We start from the raw sequence: 23,181 nt of genomic DNA, 5'->3' as shown, positions 1-23,181 counted from the left end.
CTCTTTACTATTTCATTAAGTAACATTAGCATTACATTCTGTATGGTTTCTTAAAAAATTTCAGTAAAAGAATATATTAATTTTGAAGTGTAAAAATAGGAAGAGTGACTTCAACTGTAGTTCCCTTATTCACTTCACTCTCAATAAATATCTTTCCCTGATGTGTTTCAATGATTTTATAACAGATCATTAACCCTAAGCCAATCCCCTCTTCTTTAATACTATAAAAAGGTTCTCCGAGATATGGTATACGTTCTTTTGGAATCCCACACCCTTGATCGATAAAACGAATGCTTACTTGATTATTATCAAGTATATTTAATTGAATGAGAATTTCCCCTCCCATCGGCATAGATTCAATTGCATTTTTTAATATATTAACAAATACTTGTTTTAATTGATTTCCTTCACATGAAATCAATGGAATACCAGGGTTAAGATCGATTCTAAATTTTATATTATTCATCATTGCTTGAGGTTGTAGTAGCATTAAAACTTGATCCATTAGCACACTAATATCATTAGGTTGTATTTTTACCACCTGTGGTTTGGCTACCGCCATAAATTCAGTTGTAATGCTCTCTATACGCTCAATCTCTGATGATACTATATTAATATAACCCTGATTATTCTCATTTTCCGTTGATTTTAGTAATTGCATGAACCCTTTCATTGCAGTTAATGGATTATTAATCTCATGAGCCATTACAGTCGCTAATTGTCCTACAACAGCAAGTTTTTCAGATTTTCGCAATAATTCTTCTGTTTTTAGCCGTTCAGTGATATCACGAGAAATACTTAGGAAAACTTTTTTACCATTTAAGTTAAAAACACGAACACTAAACTCAGTTGTTATTACTTTTCCTGTTGGAAAAACATATTCATCTTGCAAAGTGAAGGAAGTTTGTCCCTTTTTAATTTTTTCTAATAACCTTACGATCATTTGAGAATCTTGTGGTACTATATTTGAAAATGATAATGAGAGCAACTCTTCTCTACTATATCCAAATCTTCTACACCCAACAGGGTTTACCTCAATAAATCGACTTGGAGCATTCTCTTCATTCAGCTCTACTACATATACGGCATCAGTTGCTTGTTCGATTAGTGCACGGTATTTCATTTCACTATCTCTTAATTGCTGGTGTAATCGATGCCGTTCTCTTTCTGCTTGTTTCCTTTCAGAGATGTCTCTACATATTGCTGATAAAGCTATCACATTTCCTCTTACATCTAATATAGGAGAAACTGTCAGACTGACATCAAGAAGACTCCCATCGTTACGTTGTCTAACAGTTTCTAATCTAGTAACCACAGATTCACCTGTTAGAATTTTCTGAATATTTTTAAGTGATTCTTCCATTAAAAAATCTGGTACACAAGGTAATCTCTTACCTATGATTTCTTGTGATGACCAACCAAATATCTTTTCATAAGCTTTATTCGCTTGTAAAATATACCCTTCTCGATCAGAAATGGTAATAGCATCTAGATTGTGCTTTATAAATGATTCTAATAATTCTTTGGTAGCGCTTAATTCTGATTCTACCTTTTTCCTTTCAGTTATATCAACTGTAGAACCAACAACTTCAATAACTTGTCCATTTCGTTTAATTGGCCTAAGTGCAATAAGAATAATAGTTTTATCATTTGGCCAAGGTAATTCAAATATAATTTCTTTTCCTTCCCATGCCTGAAGATAGTACTTCATCAATTGTGGAACTAAATGTGGAGGAATAATAGAAGCATCAATAGTACGTAAGCTTTTTCCTACCACCTGTTCAGAATAAAATCCGTTTTGATAATAAAACTGTCCATCACATAAAGTGTGTATAAAGTGCTTACCCACTTTTTTAAATTTAAAAATTCCTCCTTGAAGCTCATGTACGGTATCTGTAAGTTCTTGCTTCGATCTTTTTAATTCTCGATTCATTTTAGATAAGTCCTTTGTTAAATAATACAATCTCTGGTAGGCTTCCATAAGAAATAGCCCAATTAAAAGTCCTAACGCTATATATAATAAGCCTCCTGTGTAAAGTAATGTAGTATTAAATAATACGCCAACTAACCACTTTATTCCGACAAAAACAGAAAAATATAAAGATGCACTTTTAAAAGGATGAAGGTTTTTAAAATATGTTTTAAAACTAACAAACAGGATACTTATACCTAAATAAGCAAGCACAGGAGGTTCCCAATACCCTCCAATGTAAAAGACACGCATTAAAATTATGCTAATTAACGTAATCCAACCAGCAATACGACCAAAGTAAATAAAAGATAGAATAAGAGGAACAACTCGAAGATCGTAGGAAAATCCCATGTATGGAAAAGAAAAGAACATTAACGTAACTGCAATAATCCCTCCATAGAGTTTTTCGAAATATCGACTAGAATTAATTGTAAACACTTGAATAAATATTGCTGCGCTAACTAATAAAGAAAAAATAGAAAGATTGATGAAATAATCTTTAATAATCATGGAATGTCCCTCCTTGCATTAAGTGTATTCGACAAAAAGGCTAAAAATCCTACAAATAGTATAAACAGTTCAGATGCATAAAATCTAGAAAAGTAAATAAGGAACACAGCAGATAAGATATTTTAGTGAAAAATAGTTTAAAAAAGATAATAGCAACCGTTGACTACTATTATCTTTTTTCTTTAAGTTATCGTAATATGTCCGAAACTCTAAGGGACGTGGTATGTCATTTCATCGAACAATGATTATATGCTGAGTTCATGAATATAGAAATTTCATCTGTAATTTTTGAAAAATAACACAAAAAAACAAAACTATCTTTAAAAATGGAAAAAGCCTATATAAATGTCAACTAATCTATGTACAAAAACGTTCACTTAATTTTGCATAAAATTACTGCACTTAGGAAGCGAAGTAGTTCTTCAGGGTCCATAAGAACACCTGTAGATGCTTCAGGATAACTACATAATTGTATGAGTATGAGTGATGTACTTGAAACCTTTCGGTAAAACCATCCACATAATGCAACTAACTCCTTGGTTCAATATTTACTTTTTCTTTAGCTAAGTATTCTAGGACATAAGGAGATATATGCCATTGCAATTTTTCAATTAACTTGGTGTCTAGTTTATTGTCCAGCTCCAATTACTTCGTTACTTTTCAGATTCAGTTCATTATATTTTGTACTTTGTCTTTATACACAACATATTCTTTACCATCCACTACTGCTACTACCGCAAATTCATCATTTGGATTGAATGAAAGCCAATCAGCCCACATGTTAGTATTAGCCCCTCCACTCCACATATTATGAACAGTGTTTTTAGTTAAATTCATAACTTTATAAGACGCATTTGGCGCATTTGTTCCAGTCTTTATTTCAAAAGTGTATGCGTTATGAATTTTTTTATAAAAGTAGAAAACGTTTGCTGGACGAAACTGATTCAAAAAATCCTCTTCTTTTTTCTCTGCAATTTTTATCCCTTCTTGCAAAGTGACAACATCTGTTTTTAATGTTTTCCAACTGTTTTTCGCTGCATTCAAGCTAGGGGTTAAGAATTTATATTTATTTTGATCAGCCTTTTGATCAGCTTTATCAATATGTCCCAGTACACCCGAATATTGAGAATCTAAATCCTCCCATTGCGTAGACATATAAGTAAGAGCAGTGATAGCACTATCAAGCATACTATGCATATCACTAATATTATGAAATGCAACTCCAACTACACGATTCAATGTTATTTTATAATCTACAGTCTGACGCAATTTTGCTAATTCAGGTTCTAGCCAACCTAACTTACCTCTTGCATCACCTATCATTATGCCACCAGCAATCAAGGTTGGAATAAAGGGGATTTTCACCATGTCTAATCCCTTAGATTCTATGTCTTTCTGATATTTTACTTGTCCTAAAAGGTCCTCTAGACGCTTTTGGTCAGCCTCCACATCAGCACCTTGGTTTTTTAAAATCGATTGCAATGTCTCTTTATGACTTCCAAATGTTCTAACATCTTCTCCAATAGCATTTTTTAATTGAATTAATTCTTCTATTAATACTTTTGCAGACTTTTGATTTTGTTGAATTCCTCCTTGTAAATCTGTAATCCCTTTTTTTAAAGTATCTCCATTTCCAGTATTGATTGCCTCTACTAATGTTTCATAATGATTTTCAAATGTTGTATCGTATTCTATAATGCCTGTCAATGTATCTAAAAGCTGTTTTTTTACTTGTGTATTCCATGTAACAGCATGTGCTCTTGCATTCTTTTGATCTTGTACAATTTGACTAGGTAAATCTGCATTTCCATTAATAGTTATTCCTTCAAAACTCACATCTGGATTATGAATTAGCAAATAAGAATATTCATTCATAGCTTTTGCAAATAAACCAGCATCTTGCAAAGCTTTTTTCATCTGTTCTTCGTTTGCTGAAAGAGACATATTTTCAGTGTTCGTTTGTCCAATTTCAATTGCAAAAGTTGTTACTGGTGAAACTACATTTACGGTTATAATAGTTAATAGCGTCGATACAGCGAGTAATTTGTTAGGAATTTTTTTCATCATTTCGTATTCCTCCTCTATAGGGTATGGTTTCAAGTTCTAATCTTATTAAAAAGCGATGTCTTTCAAAATAAGTTCTACATCTTTTATCAGTATCGTTTGAACTTTCTTTAGCAGTCTTCAAATCATTAAGTATTAAAGAAAATGTATATAATCTGCTCCAAATTAATTCATTCTGTTTCAGATTTTAAAAAAGCAATTAAACTACAAGGTTATTCTTTTATTCGAATCATACTTATATATAATTGAAAGGCGAAGTCTTTAATGAGACTCCGCCTTTCTGTTATATAAGGATTTATTAATTACCACTTTTCTGTTTAACAGTGTAATCATAGACTTTCTATGTTTTAGTTCACTTTACAACAGAATTAATATTTCCCTATTTTTGTGGAGTAACAGTTTCTACTTTTAACTCCTTTATTCCTTCTTTTAATGTAACAGCATCTGTTCGTAATGTTTTCCAACTGTCTTTCGCTGCATTTAAATTAGGTTTTAAGAATTTAAATTTATTTTGATCGGCTTTTTGAGCTGCATTCTCAATATGCCCTAGAACGCCCGAATATTGAGAATCTAAATCATGCCACTGCGTGGACATATAAGTAAGAGCGTTAATAGCATCATCAAGTGCCTTGTGCATTTCATTAATATTACTGTAAGCAACTCCAACTACACGATTTAAGGTTACTTTATAATCCACGGTCTGACGTAATTCTGCTAATAAAGGCTCTAACTTACCTAAATTATCTCTTGCTACTCCCACTATGATACCGCCAATTATTGGTAGACCCAAAATAGCACCCTTCATTACATTAAACCCATCAGATTCTAATTGTTTATAATAGTTTACTGATCCTAATACTTCTTCTAGACGCTTTTGATCGGCATCAACATCTGCACCTTGATTTTTTAAAATTGACTGCAAGAGCTCTTTATTACTTCCAAATGCTCTAACATCGTGTCCAATAGAGTCTCTTAATTTAGTTAATTCTTCTATTAGTTGTTGTGCATACTTTTGATTTTGTTGAATTTCACCTCGCAAATCTGTAATCCCTTCTTTTAAAGTTTCTCCATCCCCTGTATTAATCGCCTCTACCATTGTTTCATAATAATTGTCAAATGTTGTATCGTATTCAACAATACCATTCAATGTATCTAAAAGCTGTTTTTTTACTTTCGTATCCCAAGTAACAGCATGTGCTCTTGCATTCTTTTGATCTTGTACGATTCTACCAGGTAAATCTACATATCCATTAATGGTAATTCCCTCAAAATTCACATCCGGATTTTTAATTAACATATAAGAATAGGCATTCATAGATTTTGCAAATAATCCAGCCTTTTGCAAGGTCTCTTTCATTCTCGCTTCATTTGCAGAAAGAGCTGAATCTTCATTGTTCGTTTGTTCAATTTCACTTGCAAAAGTTGTTACTGGTGAAACTACATTAGCAGTTGTAATAGTTAATAGCGTCGATACAGCGAGTAATTTGTAAGGGATTTTTTTTATCATTTCATTTTCCTCCAATTTAGGTTTTAAATTTCAGTTCTACTCCTGTTTAAAAGCAATATCTTTTGAAATGAATTCTGCATCTTTATGAATATCATTCCAACTTTCTTTAGCGGCTTTTAAATCATCTGGTATTAAAGAGAATTTGTGGTCTTGCATAGAATCGATATTATCCAATAAATCTGTATAATTTGCGCCCATTGTATTCCATTGCTTTTGAATATTTGTTAGAGACAATATCGCTTGATCTACAGTCTGATATAAATATGCCAATGTTTCTTTCGCGTTAGTAAGCGAAAGAACTGCTTGATTAGCACGATCTGCTTTCATACTTAATTCTCCGATTTTGTTAGAAATTTCATTATAGGAGTCCATATGCTTAGATGCTGTGACACCAGCCGCAGTTCCTAGACCGATACCAGCTGCACCAAGAGCCGAGAGTCCACCAACAACAGCCGGTGTTGCTGTACCGCCAGTTACAACAATAACTACCGCTCCTCCAATAGCTGCAATAACTAAAATAGCTGCTCCCAATCCACCACCAATTGACCATGCTAATACATCATCAAAATGTTTTTTCTGAGTAGAACGAAGTTGCTCAATTTCAGCTTGAAGTTGTGGAATCGTTGCCTGTTGACCTGCTAATATTGCAGTTAATCCACCTTTCCCATCTGGACCACCAACATTATTTTTAAAATCTGTAGAATTTTGATATAGTTTCCCTTTGAAGTCTTGTAGCATCTTAATCACATCTGTAACTTCTTTTGAATTTGTATTGATTGTAGTAATTAAATCATTTATACCCTCTTTTAGACCTGCCTTATCTTTCTTTTGTACAGTTTCTACTAATGTGTCGTAATAATTTTGAAATTGTTCATCGTAATTTACAATATTACGAGCAGTTTTTTGAATCTGTGGCTTCGCTGTATCTAACCAGTAATTCGCATTGATTCGTGACAGCTCTTGATTAAGGTGAATATTTTTGAGCAACTCTCCCCCCTCTGAGCCTAAATCGATATTAGATAAATTTACATTTGGTTGCTTAATCATTGTTTTTGCGTATAAATCCATTACTAGAATATGAGACCCTGTTTCAGCCAATGCTTTCTTCAGTCCTTCGGGGCCTAATGCATAATTGCCTACTTTTTGTTCTTGAGCAGTCGTTTCTTGTGCAAATGCATGAATAGTGTTACCGGTAGTAGCAGTTATAACAGTTGCTAATGTAGCTAAAGTTAGTACTTTGAATGGAAATTTTTTCATCACTATTCTCCTTCTTTCGCTAAATGCTTATAATCTTTATATATTTCCAAAAAACGCAATATTAAAATTTATTTACTTGTTCTTCAAGGTAACTCATTACATTTTTTAATTGTCTTAATGTATCTTTTTGAGACTGCTCGTTAGTTGTATCAACATTAGTAGATAATTTTGTAATGCTATTTTTTATTAGATTTAAATCTTCTTTATAGCGCTTTAGTAGATCCAGTTCTACATCTACTTGATTTGCAAACGTATGCAAATCATTTTGCGTAAGAAGAAGCATTGATTTTTGTAAATCAGCTATTGATAATTTCGTTGTTAAATCATATATTTTTTGATTTTGTTTCTCTAAATCATCTAAATATGCTCGCTGTTCTGCTGTTAATTTATTTACTTCAGCAAAAACGCCAAATGTTTTCTTAATTTTTTCGGTATCAATGACCTTCATCAGGTCATACTCTTGTGTTTTGGCTGCGGCTGCGGCTGCTATTTCACCTTGCTTGCTTTTCTCAATTGCTTCACGAGCTGCTTTTTTTGCTGATTCAATCTCTAGAGCAGTTTTACCTTGCTCTGTTGCTTCTTGCACTGCTTTTTTCTCTGCTTCTAGAATAGAGTTGTTAATTTCTTTTCCCTTGTTATATGCTGCCACCCCTGCTTGAGCAGCTGGTTCAATAATTTCTTTTGAAAGACTATAAACTTCTTTGAATATAGCAAATCCCTGTTCATTTAAAGCCCCTGGTATTAATGCAATTTGCTGTAAATCATTTTGAATTGCTTTTTTGGTATTTAATATTTCATTTTTTAACTGATCTATTTTTCCTGTTCCATCTGTACTTAGTATGCCTTGCGCAGTTGCCACATCAGTATCAAAATCTTTTAATTTTTTATCAAGCTGTAATTTAAGATCTGTTAATTCATTGATTTGCCGTTGCGTATTTTCTTGATTCGTCATAGCCATTTCTTGAAGTACTTCAAGTCTATCCGAAAACCCTTCTCTATCTTCTTTATTGTCTACAAACGATTTTAATGTCGGGTAATAGCTATTAAATTTTGTTACAAATCCTTTACTTTTTGAATTTAATAGAATTAACTGTGGATAGAGTTCCGATGACCATTCCTTCATATCTTGTTTGATTAGGAATTGATTTGTATTTAAAGCTGTGACTTCCTCTAACTGTACATTAGGACTCATTAAAGATTGATCAATATACGTTTGAATTAATTTAGATTGCGCACCTAATTTTCGTAATGAAGAGGAAATATCCATGCCTTCCTGTTGAGTTTCCGCTTGAACGATTGGTGTTGCGAGAGTATTGATAGGAATATTTCCTCCAGTTACAATGGATGTGACTAATAATCCTGTAATTATTTTAGTTTTCATTCTGTACACTCCTTTACCATTGTTTTTATAACTTAATTCATATAACTTGTACGACCTCTCTCTTTGTAAACTAGTTAAGAAGGAGAAATCTTTCAAATAGGGTAATATCGTTAGTTTTTACTTCTAATAGGATGTAAGGATTTTACTTATCTCTCATTTCGATACTCTATTTTTTCAAATATAAATAACAAAAATTTATTAACTATATTTGAATCAAGCACCCTATGAATAGTAAATTATTAATTCTTCCCTAGAATTGCGGTTTAACCTACAGAACCGCGAGAATCAATAAACCAATGCTTACAGCAGTTAATCTTGCCATAACATTGTTTAATTTCAATTTAATAATATATCTCTTAGTTTTGTCAGCAAACTCCTTACTAGATAACAAAAGGTGAAATTATACTGTACATCGCTTATACTTTTATTGCGGAATAACTTCACTTTTGTTATGCAGAAACTTAGGACACGTTTATTACAAATTTGATTCTTGACCTCTTGTAAATAAATATACTATTCAGAAAAATATATTCTACATAATGTTACTTACAACTTCACTATAATTCCTATTAGCGTAACCTTCTCCTTTCTGTCTGGTCATACCAGTTATGTTGTTCATTAAAACATTAAATTTTTAATGCGTAAATAGAAAAATTTTGTCGATTACGCTCGATAATTTACTGTTAAATAAAAATATGAACCGGAAAAAATTATATAAATATAGTTATTCGTAAATTTCATTTCTGTAATTGTAATGATTACAAATTAATGTGTATACGGTTAAAAATAACTATTTTAGCTCAACCAAGAAATTTTATTTTAGAAAAAATACTTATAGAATAATATAATAGGTCTTTTTATACTTTTTTACCTTTATTTAGTTATGTATAATTGCATAAAATGTAGATATATTTAGTAATATATGTTATATTGTTGATTTTTTTACAAAACATCCTAATATCTTTATTAATAAATATATAATGTGAAGATATTAGTCTATAAACTTATCTTCGTTATAAACGTAGGTTTTAAATTACAAAAAGGCTGCAAAGCTTACTTGAAACACTTTGCAGCCTTCTGTCTTTTTGTTTTCTTTAGCAAAATAATGGTTAGTGAATTTTCATTTTTTGGGATACTTATACCCATGTTTAAGTCTTTACATTGGAGACAGCAGATAACAAGCTTATATTACTGTATATTTTTCACGGTACTGCCTAGGAGTCATGCTAGTGTTTTTTTTGAAAACTCTTATAAAATAACTTTGGTCATTAAAGTTAAGCCACGCACAGATATCTGATAACGAATAAGTAGTGAGTGTTAATAATTTCTTTGCTTCTTCCACTCGTTCCCTTTGAATATATTCGCTTAAAGTAATTCCCATTTCTTTTTTAAATAGTTTAGACAGATAAGTAGGCGTAATTTCTAAATGATTAGCAAGTTCATTCAGAGATATTCCATCGTAAACATTTTTATTAATATGTTTTATACATGTAGTAACCGCGTAAGAATACTTTTTTGCATTGTATTCTTTCACACGATCTGCAAAAGTACGTAAAGCATCCCCTGACAATCGCTTTACAGATTCTACATTATCTAATTGTTCCAGGGTTTGTATATATAAAATACTATGAGCAAAAGCAATATCTGGTGGCAGGTTTCCTTCTATTGCATATCGAGTGGCTAAGGTAATCGCAATAATTCCAAGGTTTTTTTGATTCCTGAGCGGATCCTCTATTAGCATAAGCTCAACATCTTCTTGCGAAACCGCATACATATACTGTATTAACTTTTTTTTATTCCCTTCTTTAATAGTCGAAAAGAAATCATTTACTAATGCCATATTGTGCGTTTTAGGTTTGTTTTGTCGACGTTTTAAAATATATAAATCAGGTTTCACATTTTTATTAGGAATTTCCTCTAGTACTTTATTTTTTTCCAAGACAATATCTACATCTAACTTTTCATTAAAAATCATGTAATGTAATAAAATTCCCATATCAATTAATGTAGTTTTTTTAATCTCAGATAAACACTGATAATAGGCAAGTCTTTCTTGAATGTTATCATTTGCTTTAAATTCTTTCTGAAATTTTATGATCATATCATCTGAATCTTTTGGATGTATAGTAGGACCGATTATAATAGTCCCTTTAATATCATCATGATTTTCTATATGAATTAGAACAAAATTTTCAAGATAGTTGTTACTTCGGAAAAGTGGCAAGTTAAAGGGATCGTTTTCTTGATAAATATCACTAAGATGTTCTTCTTTTGAAGAATAAAAAGGACTACAAACATTATCAGATGTAGAATGATATAAAATCTTTCTGTCTGCAGATAAAATATGTACAGGGGCATTAAATGCTTTATGTGCAAGATCACACAAGTGTTGTATATCGATAGAAGTATTCATTACATTCTCCTTTATAGATCCATAAAATATATTCTGTTAGATATAATTCACGACAAATAATACTATAAAATATCAAATTAGTACAATTCATAACAAAATATTACTATATCTTTTTTATAAAAATCATATATTATTTAATTGTAGTTAGCATCTAAACATCAGAGTAGATAAGTAAATGAAATAAGTTAAGTTCTTTTCTTAATTCTACAAGATATAATTATTGAACTTGAGAAAACAGTGAAATACTACAAAATACAGTGGTAGTCAATGCGAGGACCAAGCTGGAAAAAGATTTAAAATACAGCGAAAGTAACAGGAGATACTGTACCACCGCAAGAAACAACAGTCAAAGTTCCAATTCAATCACTTATACAAATTGAATTCAAAAAAATAAATACTGCTAATTTAAATATGAAACTGAAAAACTATTTTGCTCCAAAATTTTAAAAAAAGATAATAAAGAAGTTGTGAAATTGGAAACAGATGAAAGCGATACGGCTATTTTTGAAGCACTATGCTTTGAAAAGTACAAGGTGGAGGAAATTCAAGTACTCAACTAAACATTTAATTGAGAGAAAGGTCTTTTCATCAACTAAAAATAAAAAAACGAATGGAATTTTCAAAAAAATGACACTATATTACTGGTCGCAAAATTAGTTTACTTTCCACAAAAGGGGAAAATATATACAGACTTTACAAATACTAAAAATAGCAAACTAGATAGTTTTAGTACCGCATCACATAAAGTGAAACTTTAATCAGTGGGGGTTTTGTTCATCCCCACTGATTATTAGCCCACACCAATCGGGCTTTTACGGACAGTTGATCCCCCACCTAACTTCTTTGCTTCCGCTGAATTTTGAGGTGGGGGTCTTACTGCCGGGCAAATAGCCAGATAAACTTATTATTAATTTCCAAATACAATAGTTGTTAATCAACCAAAAACTTCAATAACCAAGGTGCACAGTAAATTGACATCAAAACAATTCTTACTACAATATCAGGTTTTGCTTATTCTATAAAAAAAGAAATATCACTTAAAAACTATTCCTTTATATCGATTTAGACATAAAACATTTTATTATATCGGCTTAAGTATTATGGAATTAAAATTGCAAATAACACCAAAACTCTTTAAAGGGTTCATACATCGCTCGTATCGAATTTATCACCTTTCGATACCTACGTCATTAACATATCTAAAAAATATTATTACAAAGGAATCTGAGAGGTTTTTTCAATTTCGAAATTTATTTTTTTGTAAATTAAAGGAAAAATAATCCGTATATATACGGATTATTTTCTTAGTGTAGTCTGTATTGACCTGTTAACTGTTTTTCAGCCATTCGAACTAAGCGTTTTGTAATCTCTCCACCGATCCGAACCATTTGCAGATGATGTGATGTATCAGGTCCCAGTGTGACTCCTAGTTCAAAAGCAATTTCATACTTCATTTGCTCAATAGTACTTGTAGTAGCAGAAATAAGAATTTCATTTGTATTACTTTCGTATCTTTGAATATTTATAAATAACATGTGCCTAATTATGCTATTTATGCATGATCAACCTAATTTATTCCAGTATTTTTATAGGAACCCTTTCCCTCCCCTTATTCCACCAATTAAATTTGAAACACAAATGTACATTGCATTTCAATATAACAATAAAAGCTACAAAAGCAACGAATTTACTACTTTAAAGTTAAGTGTTTAACCTTGAAGTACTTAAATTCTTTTTTCCAGATAAAGCATACATTATATCTTGATGTTTTATTGTCCTCTTATAATTATGTGGTATCGGGAATTTTTTTCGGTATTCTTTCATTATAATTAAAGTTTGAAGTTCTATGCTCAATACTTTTGCGAGGATATGATAGTTATATCCATTGTTTAACAGAGAAATTATGTCATAAAACATAGTTTTTCCACCCACTAATTTTACTAATTTATTCTTTAACTCATCCCCTTTTTCTTTAGCTTTATCAATTTCTAACAACATAGATTTTTTATTTGTCTGCTTAATGTATTGAGTATACAACTCTGGGAATTCTTTTTGTACTTCTTTGTTTAATACTGGTTTATATTTAATCATATAAGTAACTTGTAACAAAGAGCGTTTTAACAAACTATCTTCAATGAGATACGCTACTTTATTAAATAAATGTACATATTCCTCAATATTGGAATAACTATTAAAATGAGCTAATACTCTACTTTTTATACTAAAAGCCTTGCCTACATAAATAATATTGTCATTATAGTCTTTAATGAAATAAATACCACTGTCAGATTTTTTCAATTTATTATCCAATTCTTCTATACTCATAAAATGCAATTCACTCATACTTTCCTCTCCTTATTAGTTTTAAATCATGAAAAACAGGCAAGGTTTCTAAAAAAAGGCACTCTGCTGTCCTAGGATTTTTCATTTTAGTTCTTGCTAAATATCAAAAAACTGTTTCTATTTTACTCAACTATCAATATGATTATTAATAAAATTTTCGATCGTTATTATCTCGCAATTTTATCATGTAATTTCGAGATCGTTTCCTCATTTAAATTACTGTGTTTTATCGAATAAAGGAAATATACTACTACCCCAATAGTAATCCAAATACTAAAGTACACCCATGTCCTTAACGGTAAATTTAGCATTAAAAACACACAGCATACAATTGCAACGCATGGTAATACAGGTACAAAAGGTACCATAAATCCACGTTTTAAATTTGGATGGGATTTACGAAGGATAATAACTGATAGACAAACTAACGCAAACGTCACCAAACTACCGATATTAACTAAATTAACTAATTCTTTCAAATCAATAAACCCAGCTATTATAGAGCTCCCTATTCCTGCTAATCCAGTTATAAAAGTGGGTGCTCCAGTTTTCTTATTAACTTTCGCAAATGATTTCGGTAACAATCCATCACGACTCATTGCAAAGAATACTCGTGTTGCCGCATACATATTGGAAAAAATAACAGCCATAAGGCCAATTACAGCACCTGCAGCAATTGCACCAGCGACTTTTCCTTGTCCTACAACTTCCATTACATAAGCCATTGCCTCAGGAACATTTAATTCTTTATAGGAAACCATTCCTGTCATAACAAGGCATACCATAACATAAATAATTGTACATATGATTAATGATGCAATAATACCGATGGGAAGATTACGTTTCGGATCTTTTACTTCTTCTGCTGAAGTTGCTAATATATCAAAACCCGTAAAAGCGAATAAAATAGCTGCTCCACCCGTAAAAACTCCACTTAAACCGTATGGTGCAATTGGTATCCAGTTCATTGGTTTTACATAGAATATACCAACTGTAATAAACAATAAAATCATACCAATTTTAATCAATACCATTGTATTATTGATTCGTTTACTTTCTCTCGTACCACGGGATAACATCCATGCTAATATCAATGTAATGATTACTGCTGGTAGATTCACAATACCACCATGTGAAGGGATCGTTACTAGAGCTTTAGGTATCTCTAATCCAAACCCTTTTATTAAATTGTGGAAATAGCCTGTCCATCCAGCAGCGACAGCCGCTGTTGCCACAATATATATTAACAGTAAAGACCAACCTACTAGATGAGCAACAAACTCACCAATTGTTGCATATGAGTACGTATATACACTACCAGACGCCGGGAGTGTGGAAGCAATTTCTGCGTAACATAATGCTATAAATCCGCATATAATTGCTGCAAGTACAAATGAAAAAATAACTGCTGGACCAGCATCTCTTGCTGCTACTAATCCAGTTAACACAAGAACCCCCGTTCCAATTATCGAGCCTACCCCTAACATAATTAAATCAAATGCTCCTAATGTTTTCGTTAAGGCCTTACTTTGATTATGCTCCAACAATTGTGTAACGGATTTCTTTTTTAATAACTTACTCATATTCTCTGTATCCCCTTTAAAATAAGGTTTGCTCTTCTCATTATTGTTGTATATAAATTTACTTAGTTATTAGATAGTCTTATAATATTTCTTTTACGTTAAATAAATTTGAAACATTCTATTTTTTTCTTTCCTCCACTGTTCAACAAACATCAGCTATAATGTGTTATAGCTAATTCAATTTACCTCCAAAGATATAAATAAAAGATTTTTTCATTTCAAAGAGATAATTAGTTTTGTATGCCTGATAATGGTATGATAAACAAAAATAATTTATTTATTTAATTGAGTTTCACTAGAACTTAAGGTATTTTTCTTCCGTAATACACTAACAACATACCCACATACACCGCCTATAATAGCCGGAAATCCCCACCCTAAACCTACACTATATAAAGGAAGAAAGTGCTCAAAAAAATTATGGATTATTTCGCTTTCTATTCCAGCAGCTTTTAATCCATCTAACGAACTAAAAATAAATGTCAATATCAAACTCCCTTGATATACTTCAAATCTACCATTGAATACAGAGTGTAAAAATGTTAGAAATATTAAGGTAATAGCAATTGGATACATAGTTATTAATACAGGGATTGAAATCTTAATTAATTGTGTTAACCCTATATTCGCAACTAGTGTACTGAAAACAGACAAAATAATAGCAAGTTTTTTGTAAGAAATCTTTGGAAATAATTTATGAAAAAAAGAAGAACAAGCAGTGATAAGTCCTACGCTTGTGATTAAACATGCTACTATAATCATTACACCTAAGAAGATTGCACCATACGAACCAAAGTAATAGCCCGAAACTTTTGCTAAAACTTCAGCCCCATTATTTAAATGACCTAGTTTTTCTACACTAGAAGCGCCCATATAGGAAAGGGCAGTATAGATAAGAGCTAAGAGTGTAGCAGCAATAGTCGTTGCTTTTACACAAACAACCATAAGCTGCTTTTTAGTAGTAGCCCCTTTTTCTCTAATTGCATTTACAATAATAATTCCGAAAACAAAAGCTCCAAGAGCATCTAATGTTAAATACCCTTCTTGAAAACCTTTAAAAAATGCATCTGATGCATACACTTCACTAGGTGCCTGAATTCTTCCAATTGGGTGAATAAAAGTAACAACTACGAGCATCCCAATAACAGTCAATTTGATAGGAGTCAAAATTTTTCCAACTATATCAACAAGTTTTGTAGGATTAAGGGATAATAAGCATGTAACTGTGAAAAATAAGATTGTAAATACGGTTAATGCAGCAGGACCTGCATCATTTGATAAAAACGGTTTAATTCCAATTTCAAATGATACAGTTCCAGATCTAGGGATGGCATAAAAGGGACCAATCGCTAGATAGAGAACGATCGCAAATACAATACCAAACACCGGATGTACACGACTAGCTAAAGATTGCAAATCACTTTCACCTGAAAAAACAAATGCTGTTATTGCTAACAATGGTAAACCAACTCCAGTAACTAAAAAGCCTGCATTGGCTATCCATACATTATTTCCAGCCATTTGACCAAGCATAGGTGGAAAAATTAAATTTCCTGCTCCAAAAAACAATGCAAACAGCATCAATCCTATAATAATGATAAAAGAAGTAGGAACTTTATTTGACATAACAACTCCTCCGATTATACATTTGTATACGCTCTTTATTTTTCAAATAATATATATTAATCTAGTTTATTCCAGCCTAGAGCACCATTGTGAAAGGCAATTTTATGCCCCGCTCTCTATAAGAGAATAGCAACAAGCTTTTAATTTAAATAATAGCTTACATTAATGGATATGAAGTTACGCCTAAACAAATCTTCTCACTTACTAGTTAAACGAGACATTTCCATAGATTTTTTCGTACAACGTTTCATAGCTGAAATGATAGCTGTTCTTAAACCTTTTTCTTCTAATGTTGCTACAGCTTCTATCGTCGTTCCCCCTGGAGAACAAACCATATCCTTCAATTCACCTGGATGTATTCCCGTTTCCAATACCATTTTTGCAGAACCTAATACAGCCTGAGCCGCAAATTTATAAGCCTGTTTTCTCGGCATACCGTCAAGTACAGCAGCATCTGCCATGGCTTCTATAAACATATACACATATGCTGGAGAAGAACCACTAATAGATGTAACAACATCCATTAATTTTTCATTTACGACCTCCATCTGGCCGAAACTATTAAATATATTTAGTACCTCTTTTATATCTTTTTCTGTAACCATTTCATTAAAAGATAATGCAGACATTCCTTCCCCAACAAGTACTGGTGTATTCGGCATTACTCTAATAACCTTTAACTTTCTATCAAATTCATTCTCAGTGCTCTTAATACTTTTTCCTGCATCAATAGTTACAACAATTACATCATTTTTTATTTGGTTTTTTATTTGGTTAATTACCGATGTGTATAAGTCTGGTTTAATTGATAAAATTAAAATGTCGGCACTGTTAGCAACTTCATTATTGTTAGTAGTTATAGTTATGCCATATTTATCACTAGCATTTTTTAAATTACTGACGTTTAAATCTGAACAAATTATTTGATTTGGAGACACTATATTTTTATTAATCATCCCACCTATCATAGCAATACCCATGTTTCCACATCCGATAAATCCTATTTGTTTATTCATAATAATTTGATCTTGCTCCTTCTATTCTAAACTTTATTGATTTTGAAATTATTATTCTAAGTTAGGGCTATTACAATTACTGGGTTTATCAATAGAATTTAAAAATTCTCCTTCCTATAATGAGTTATGTTTTCGTATGTACTTTACAAGCATGCATTTTAAAAAATGAAGCGACTTTCTATTCATAGAACTATTAAAAACAATAGTAAAATGGTGATAATTTTTCGGAATTAATATTCTTTAACTATTCACCATTTTAAATAGAGCTTACATATTCCTCTAATAATTACTTATTTTCAAAATTTATAGTTACGCTCAAGAAAATGTATTTAAATTCCAAATAATTATCCCCATAGATAATATGAAACAAAGTAATGCAGGAATTGCCATTAAAATAGATTGTTTTGCTCGAAAAATATGAGCATGAATGGCTCCGACCATGAGAACTGCTAATAACGTATTTGCTCCTAGCGCTAAGTATTGATTCCAAATACCACCGATTATACCTATTGCTCCAATAATTTCAATAAAACCAATTATAGACATAAACCATAATGAATATTGATATTGTCGCCAATGTTCTACCTGAAAAGATATACGGAAAATTTTTATGAATCCCCCTACTACAATAAAAATTGCTAAAACTACCTGAAGAACAATCATCATTTAAACTCGCTCCTTTTAAGACTTTGTTAATTTCTATTTTAAAATTGTTTCAATTAAATATTTTGTGACCCTTTTAGCTAGCTCTCTATTGCTATCTTCTTTCCATGTATTCGGTGGAAACCTACTTCTTTTACCGTCTAATATTTCTTGATAGATTTCTTCTATTTGCACTGCTTTCGCTTGCACTTCAAACTCCCTCCTATTCAAGACATATAGCGATTCCTCTTTCCTAACGTTAAATAACACGCCAATAGTAACTATTGTGATTTACTTTTATAACGCAAAAGAAATGTATAGGGTAAAATCATTTCTTTAATTTATAATAAGAAGGACATAAAAAAACAAAAAGTTACAAAAATTTTTAAATTAAAATTTTTGTAACTTTTTGTTTTTTTGTAAATATAAGGTCAATTAAGACGTCTCATCGTTTTAAACTTGACGCTCCATAATCTTGTATAGTTACATTTATATGATATTTAATCGGTACCTTACTAAATGTTCGATCCCAATCTTTTTTGACTTTCTCCCATGTTCTCGGGTGTTTAATTCTTAATTGGTTGCCAAAACCTGCAATATCGACTTGATATTCTTTTTGTATTTTTTTTGTAACATGATGTACTAAGTACTTTACTTCTTTTTCAATAGCTTTTTCTTCCCTTTTTAAAAATTCATTTTCAAAATCTTTTCCTGATTGCATCCAATTTTCAGACAAACGCCCTTCTGATTCAATGTTTACATCAAAGGAAATATTATTTCCGTTAACATATGGTATGATTTTGCTTTTTATTGACTTTATTTCGTATATAATGAGTTTCTTTGATTCTTTATCAAAAGTTTTTACCACACCACCATTCCTTTTTCCGTTTATCCATACTACTCCTTCCAATTCCTGCTCATTTAAAAAACCCATCAACTTTTTAGTTTTCCCTTTAATTACAGCAGCTCCTGCAAATTTTGTTTCCCTATTAATCGAGATTACATTTTGCAATAGAAAACTGGAGCCTGACCGCATCTTTCCTTCCAATTTAGCGAGCGATACAGGAGGTAAAATCCTTGTTGTTCTCTTTCGATTATCTGCAATTCCAGACAAACGAAATGCTGGGATTTCTCCTTTTTTGTTTGATTCCAGTACCTCCTTCGCTAGACCCTTGCTAATTTAGATCATACAGCTAAGCCGAACTTCATTGTCGCGGAGATACTGTTCAAGTAATTGTTCTAAACTGTATGTACGTACAAGACTATCACTAATAACAATGTTTTTTAAATGTGGGCTGAACATTGTGCTCTCTCTTTTTAATGAAAACTCACGAACAATTTGATGAATGGAATCACCGGTCTCAGAAACATTTATATAACGTTTTTGTTGTCCGTTTCCTTTACTTTGTGCTTGCGAACTGACAATTTGATAAGTTGCTGTTATAAGATTTCTTTTAGGATAACCTCCTTCCTCATCCTCTTTCTCAATTGTTGAATCCTTCCCTTTATCTAGTGCTATACCTGCAGTTAAGCTCAACTCTTCTACTTCTTTACTGCTCCAACATCCTGTTAAAAATAGAAGCAAAAGCGTCCCTAACAAAGCCAAATAGAACCGCATATAATTAAATTTATGTTTCACACTACTCCTCCTTTTAATCGCGTAATAATAAGAAGAAGCAGTGGCAGTAAACCAAATAAAAATAAAGCAGCATTACCGAGCATATCCCCCAGTTTAAGCAAATCATTTATATTTTTCGAAGTCATAGCAATGATGTAAATGATTGGAATCAAAGCAAAAATAAACGGATGAATACTCTTTTTAAAGAGTTGTGCCAATCCTAATGCAGCTGCATAGTAACTAATTGTATAGGTAGCAAATATTTGCATAATCCATATTACAAGCAGTAAAGATTCAAAACGTTCAAATATTAAACCAGAAATTTCAAAACTGCGCATAAGGTCAATTGTCGGCCATGTTCTTGTTACAACCCCATCAATTGATAATGCACCAATGACCATTACAACAGTTATTACATAAAAGATTAACGGAATAGAAATTCCAACTAAAATAGCTTTTACTGCTTTCTTTCGTTGTTCCATAAACACCAAAAGAATTAACATAATTTCTGGACCTGTATATGCGAGAGACGTTGTTTTTACCCCATCTAACACCGGTTTAATTCCCAAACCTAATACGGGACGGAGATTATCTATCTCGAATATCCCTATACTCATAAAGGAAATGAGTAAAAAAATAAAGAAAGTAATAGGAAATATTATTTCAAACATCCGTGCAATCGAGTTAATACCACTCATAATCAAATAGAGACCTATCCACATAAAAGGCATAACAATAGCCCATGTGGGGGTTCCTTCTAGCAAAAAAAAGCTTATTACTTCTGCCATTGAACGAATTTGAAAGGCTGAAGTTGTAAGAAAATACCCTATAATAAGAAAACTAAGCAACCTGCCTATCCATTTCCCTACAATATCTTGACTGTATTGATAAAATGTTTTATCTGGAAACTGCTGACTTAGTTTGACCATAATTACTCCTGAAACCATTGCGAGTATCCCACCTAATATCACACTTAACCATACATCTGGTGTTTTCACTTTTTCTACAGATGCTCTGGGCAGAGTGAGGATTCCTGTTCCCAGTATGTAATTTACAATAATAACAACTGCTTGTGCAGTTGTTATTCGGTCTTTAGGTATAGTAATCACTGAACCCCACTTCCTTTCGTCATCAGCTACCTTTTGCGGTTAGTTTTTTTGGTATGCATTATTTTCGGTCGACGTCTCATTATTTTTAATGGCATGCGAACCATAAAATCTTTCCAGTCACTAAATCGGTACGGAACAGCAGGGCTAGTATAAGGAACGCCAAAACTTTTCAGTTTCACTAAATGACTGCAAAGTAAAAGAAAGAAGAGAATAACTCCATACAAGCCAAATATCGCAGCACAAAACATAGCTACAAAACGAAGAATGCGTAACGTAATTCCCACACTATATTGCGGGATAGTAAAAGAAGAAATAGCTGTTACCGCAACAACGATAACCATTATTGGACTAACAATTCCTGCTTCTACGGCAGCCTGACCAATTATTAAACCGCCCACAATTCCCATTGCAGGTCCAATTGGTTTAGGCAGACGTAAACCTGCTTCTCGTAAAACTTCGATAGCTACTTCCATAATTAACGCTTCTATTAAAGCGGGAAAAGGAACTCCTTCTCTCGATCCGAGAATAGAAATAGCGAGCTTAGTGGGAATTAATCCTGGATGAAATGAAATGAAAGAAATATACAGTGCTGGAGCAAATAATGAAACAAAAGCTGTCATGAAGCGTAATAAGCGGAGAAGCGTACCAGGAAGCCACCTTTCATAATAATCTTCTGGTGATTGCAGTAGCATACTAAATGTAACAGGAGCAATTAAAACAAATGGTGTTCCATCTAACAAAATAGCTACTCGACCTTCCATCAAAGCACTAATAACACGATCAGGTCGTTCTGTATTTTGAATCTGCGGAAAAGGACTGAGATAATTATCTTCAATGAGTTGCTCTATGTAACCAGATTCGAGTACACTGTCTATGTCAATTTTCTGAATTCTATTTTTTATTTCTTCCACCAATTCTGTACTAGCAAGATCTTTAATAAATGCGACAACTAGCTCTTTCTTTGCACGTTCTCCTACTGGTAGCTTCACTAATGATAAGTTCTCATCCGCACAATGCCGTCGCAAAAGTGAAGTATTATCACTTAATACTTCAGTAAAACCGACCCGTGGACCTCTGACTAATGCCTCCGATACTGGTTCTTCCATGTTTCGTTTATTTGCTTTTGTTGTACCAAGAATAAACACATCTGCTAAACCATCAATTAAAAGAGCTGTTGAACCTATCAATACTTTGGGTATCAAATCTTTTATGTAATGAACTTCTGCTACTTCACTAATTGTAAGAACTTTATTTTTAATATATTCTTTTGAAACAGTCCCCTCCACATAATAAGATTCATTTTTATATTCGTCAGAAAAATCATCCATTAGTAATTTCATAATATGTTTGTCAATTATCTCTTTATCTGATAGACCATCAACAAAAATGATTCCAGCCTGAATATCTGTGCGTCCAATATTAAACTCCCGAAAGCGAACGTCAGAATTATGTCCGATTTGTTGCTTTATAAGTTCTAAGTTAGAGGCAAAATCATTTGTGAAATGAACGGTTGTATTTTGAGAAGGTTTATGCTCTTGTTTCGTTTTACTTTGAATAATATTTTTTTTCACTTGTTTATCTCTTGACTTCCACCAACTCATTCTTCCCACTCTTTCTCTGACATACGAACCCAATGAAAAAATCTTGAGATAGTATACGGAATTAAAAACAAGATAAAAGCTTGTACAAAGACTTTCCAATCTGGAAGATAAGCAGTAATTATGTTCCACATTTTTATCACCCAATTTATATACTCTGCTAGGATTGAGATTTCTAAAGAACGATATGTACTTAATAAAAAATAACGATAAGATTAAAGAGCAGAAAAGCAAGACATTATACTTATTTAGTACCGATAGCCTAGTTAGTATAAAAACATTTCTGACCTAAAATATTATTTCCAATTATAATTTGTTTAATATTATCTCCTTTCCCCTTATTTATATGCCCACATCTGAATTTTAAATAATATAAGGATTAATGATATTTCCTCTTAAAGAAAAAAAGATGCTAGAAGATAGCATCTTTTTTTAAATTCAACTTACTATGTATTATTTTATTTTGGAAATACTCGTTTATTAAATGAATATTAATGTGTAAAAAATACATATTCTTTTGTTCTAAGTTAGTACATTTCCAT

The 23,181-nt window shown here is 31.8% G+C and carries 15 protein-coding genes and 2 pseudogenes; 1 reads left to right on the top strand and 16 read right to left on the bottom strand.

Going from position 1 to position 23,181, the window contains the following annotated elements; genetic code table 11:
* Positions 1-76 precede the first annotated feature (76 nt).
* The 6 genes from AC0L0O_RS08870 to AC0L0O_RS08845 form a co-directional block, all read right to left on the bottom strand.
* Entirely contained in the window at positions 77-2,482 is a 2,406-nt protein-coding gene (locus AC0L0O_RS08870; RefSeq protein ID WP_000584288.1) for a PAS domain S-box protein, read from the bottom strand.
* Between the two features lie 666 nt (positions 2,483-3,148).
* Positions 3,149-4,549, bottom strand: a complete 1,401-nt coding sequence (gene hblB, locus AC0L0O_RS08865) for a hemolysin BL regulatory component HblB (RefSeq protein ID WP_473785729.1) — start codon at positions 4,547-4,549, stop codon at positions 3,149-3,151.
* 376 nt (positions 4,550-4,925) lie between these two features.
* Positions 4,926-6,053: a hemolysin BL binding component B gene (gene hblA / locus AC0L0O_RS08860; protein WP_000591965.1), complete on the bottom strand. Its 1,128-nt coding sequence runs from the start codon at positions 6,051-6,053 to the stop codon at positions 4,926-4,928.
* 36 nt (positions 6,054-6,089) lie between these two features.
* Positions 6,090-7,310, bottom strand: coding sequence for a hemolytic enterotoxin HBL lytic component L1 (hblD, locus tag AC0L0O_RS08855; RefSeq protein WP_000714435.1), 1,221 nt, complete (start codon positions 7,308-7,310; stop codon positions 6,090-6,092).
* A gap of 61 nt (positions 7,311-7,371) precedes the next feature.
* A complete protein-coding gene (hblC, locus tag AC0L0O_RS08850; RefSeq protein WP_000850150.1) occupies positions 7,372-8,691 on the bottom strand; it encodes a hemolytic enterotoxin HBL lytic component L2 in 1,320 nt (439 codons plus the stop codon).
* Positions 8,692-9,874: 1,183 nt separating this feature from the next.
* Positions 9,875-11,104: a helix-turn-helix domain-containing protein gene (locus AC0L0O_RS08845; RefSeq protein ID WP_001097906.1), complete on the bottom strand. Its 1,230-nt coding sequence runs from the start codon at positions 11,102-11,104 to the stop codon at positions 9,875-9,877.
* A gap of 440 nt (positions 11,105-11,544) precedes the next feature.
* Between AC0L0O_RS08845 and AC0L0O_RS08840 the strand changes: the two genes are divergently transcribed.
* Positions 11,545-11,664 (top strand): peptidase, encoded by a 120-nt coding sequence (locus tag AC0L0O_RS08840; RefSeq protein ID WP_375361670.1) that lies wholly within the window; start codon positions 11,545-11,547, stop codon positions 11,662-11,664.
* A 744-nt stretch (positions 11,665-12,408) separates the two neighbouring features.
* On the opposite strand, the gene AC0L0O_RS08835 is transcribed toward AC0L0O_RS08840, so the two are convergent.
* The 10 genes and pseudogenes from AC0L0O_RS08835 to AC0L0O_RS08790 all read right to left on the bottom strand — a co-directional run bounded on the left by AC0L0O_RS08835 (position 12,409) and on the right by AC0L0O_RS08790 (position 22,642).
* Positions 12,409-12,639, bottom strand: coding sequence for an alpha/beta-type small acid-soluble spore protein (locus AC0L0O_RS08835; protein WP_000897403.1), 231 nt, complete (start codon positions 12,637-12,639; stop codon positions 12,409-12,411).
* A 166-nt stretch (positions 12,640-12,805) separates the two neighbouring features.
* Entirely contained in the window at positions 12,806-13,447 is a 642-nt protein-coding gene (locus AC0L0O_RS08830; RefSeq protein ID WP_001292163.1) for a GIY-YIG nuclease family protein, read from the bottom strand.
* 167 nt (positions 13,448-13,614) lie between these two features.
* A complete protein-coding gene (locus tag AC0L0O_RS08825) occupies positions 13,615-15,030 on the bottom strand; it encodes an amino acid permease (RefSeq protein WP_000040546.1) in 1,416 nt (471 codons plus the stop codon).
* A gap of 273 nt (positions 15,031-15,303) precedes the next feature.
* The gene (gene brnQ5, locus AC0L0O_RS08820) at positions 15,304-16,656 is read right to left on the bottom strand and encodes a branched-chain amino acid transport system II carrier protein BrnQ5 (protein WP_000066885.1); all 1,353 of its coding nucleotides are present in this window, start codon (positions 16,654-16,656) and stop codon (positions 15,304-15,306) included.
* Positions 16,657-16,853: 197 nt separating this feature from the next.
* Positions 16,854-17,672: a pyrroline-5-carboxylate reductase gene (proC, locus tag AC0L0O_RS08815; protein WP_473785728.1), complete on the bottom strand. Its 819-nt coding sequence runs from the start codon at positions 17,670-17,672 to the stop codon at positions 16,854-16,856.
* Positions 17,673-17,987: 315 nt separating this feature from the next.
* On the bottom strand, positions 17,988-18,338 hold the full coding sequence (locus tag AC0L0O_RS08810) for a DoxX family protein (protein ID WP_000973725.1): 351 nt from the start codon (positions 18,336-18,338) through the stop codon (positions 17,988-17,990).
* A 36-nt stretch (positions 18,339-18,374) separates the two neighbouring features.
* Positions 18,375-18,524, bottom strand: a pseudogene (locus AC0L0O_RS08805) (DUF4046 domain-containing protein); the annotation flags it as partial.
* 235 nt (positions 18,525-18,759) lie between these two features.
* A pseudogene (locus tag AC0L0O_RS08800) lies at positions 18,760-19,953 on the bottom strand (Ger(x)C family spore germination protein).
* On the bottom strand, positions 19,950-21,041 hold the full coding sequence (locus AC0L0O_RS08795) for a spore germination protein (protein WP_000628592.1): 1,092 nt from the start codon (positions 21,039-21,041) through the stop codon (positions 19,950-19,952). The pseudogene AC0L0O_RS08800 and the gene AC0L0O_RS08795 overlap by 4 nt, the downstream one beginning before the upstream one ends.
* Before the next feature lie 26 nt (positions 21,042-21,067).
* Entirely contained in the window at positions 21,068-22,642 is a 1,575-nt protein-coding gene (locus AC0L0O_RS08790; RefSeq protein ID WP_000119213.1) for a spore germination protein, read from the bottom strand.
* Positions 22,643-23,181: the final 539 nt, after the last annotated feature.

The sequence above is a fragment of the Bacillus sp. GS3m_15504 genome, from assembly GCF_055825275.1.
The sequence above is the reverse complement of the archived record's forward strand: the minus strand, read 5'-3'. Positions and strand labels throughout refer to the sequence as shown.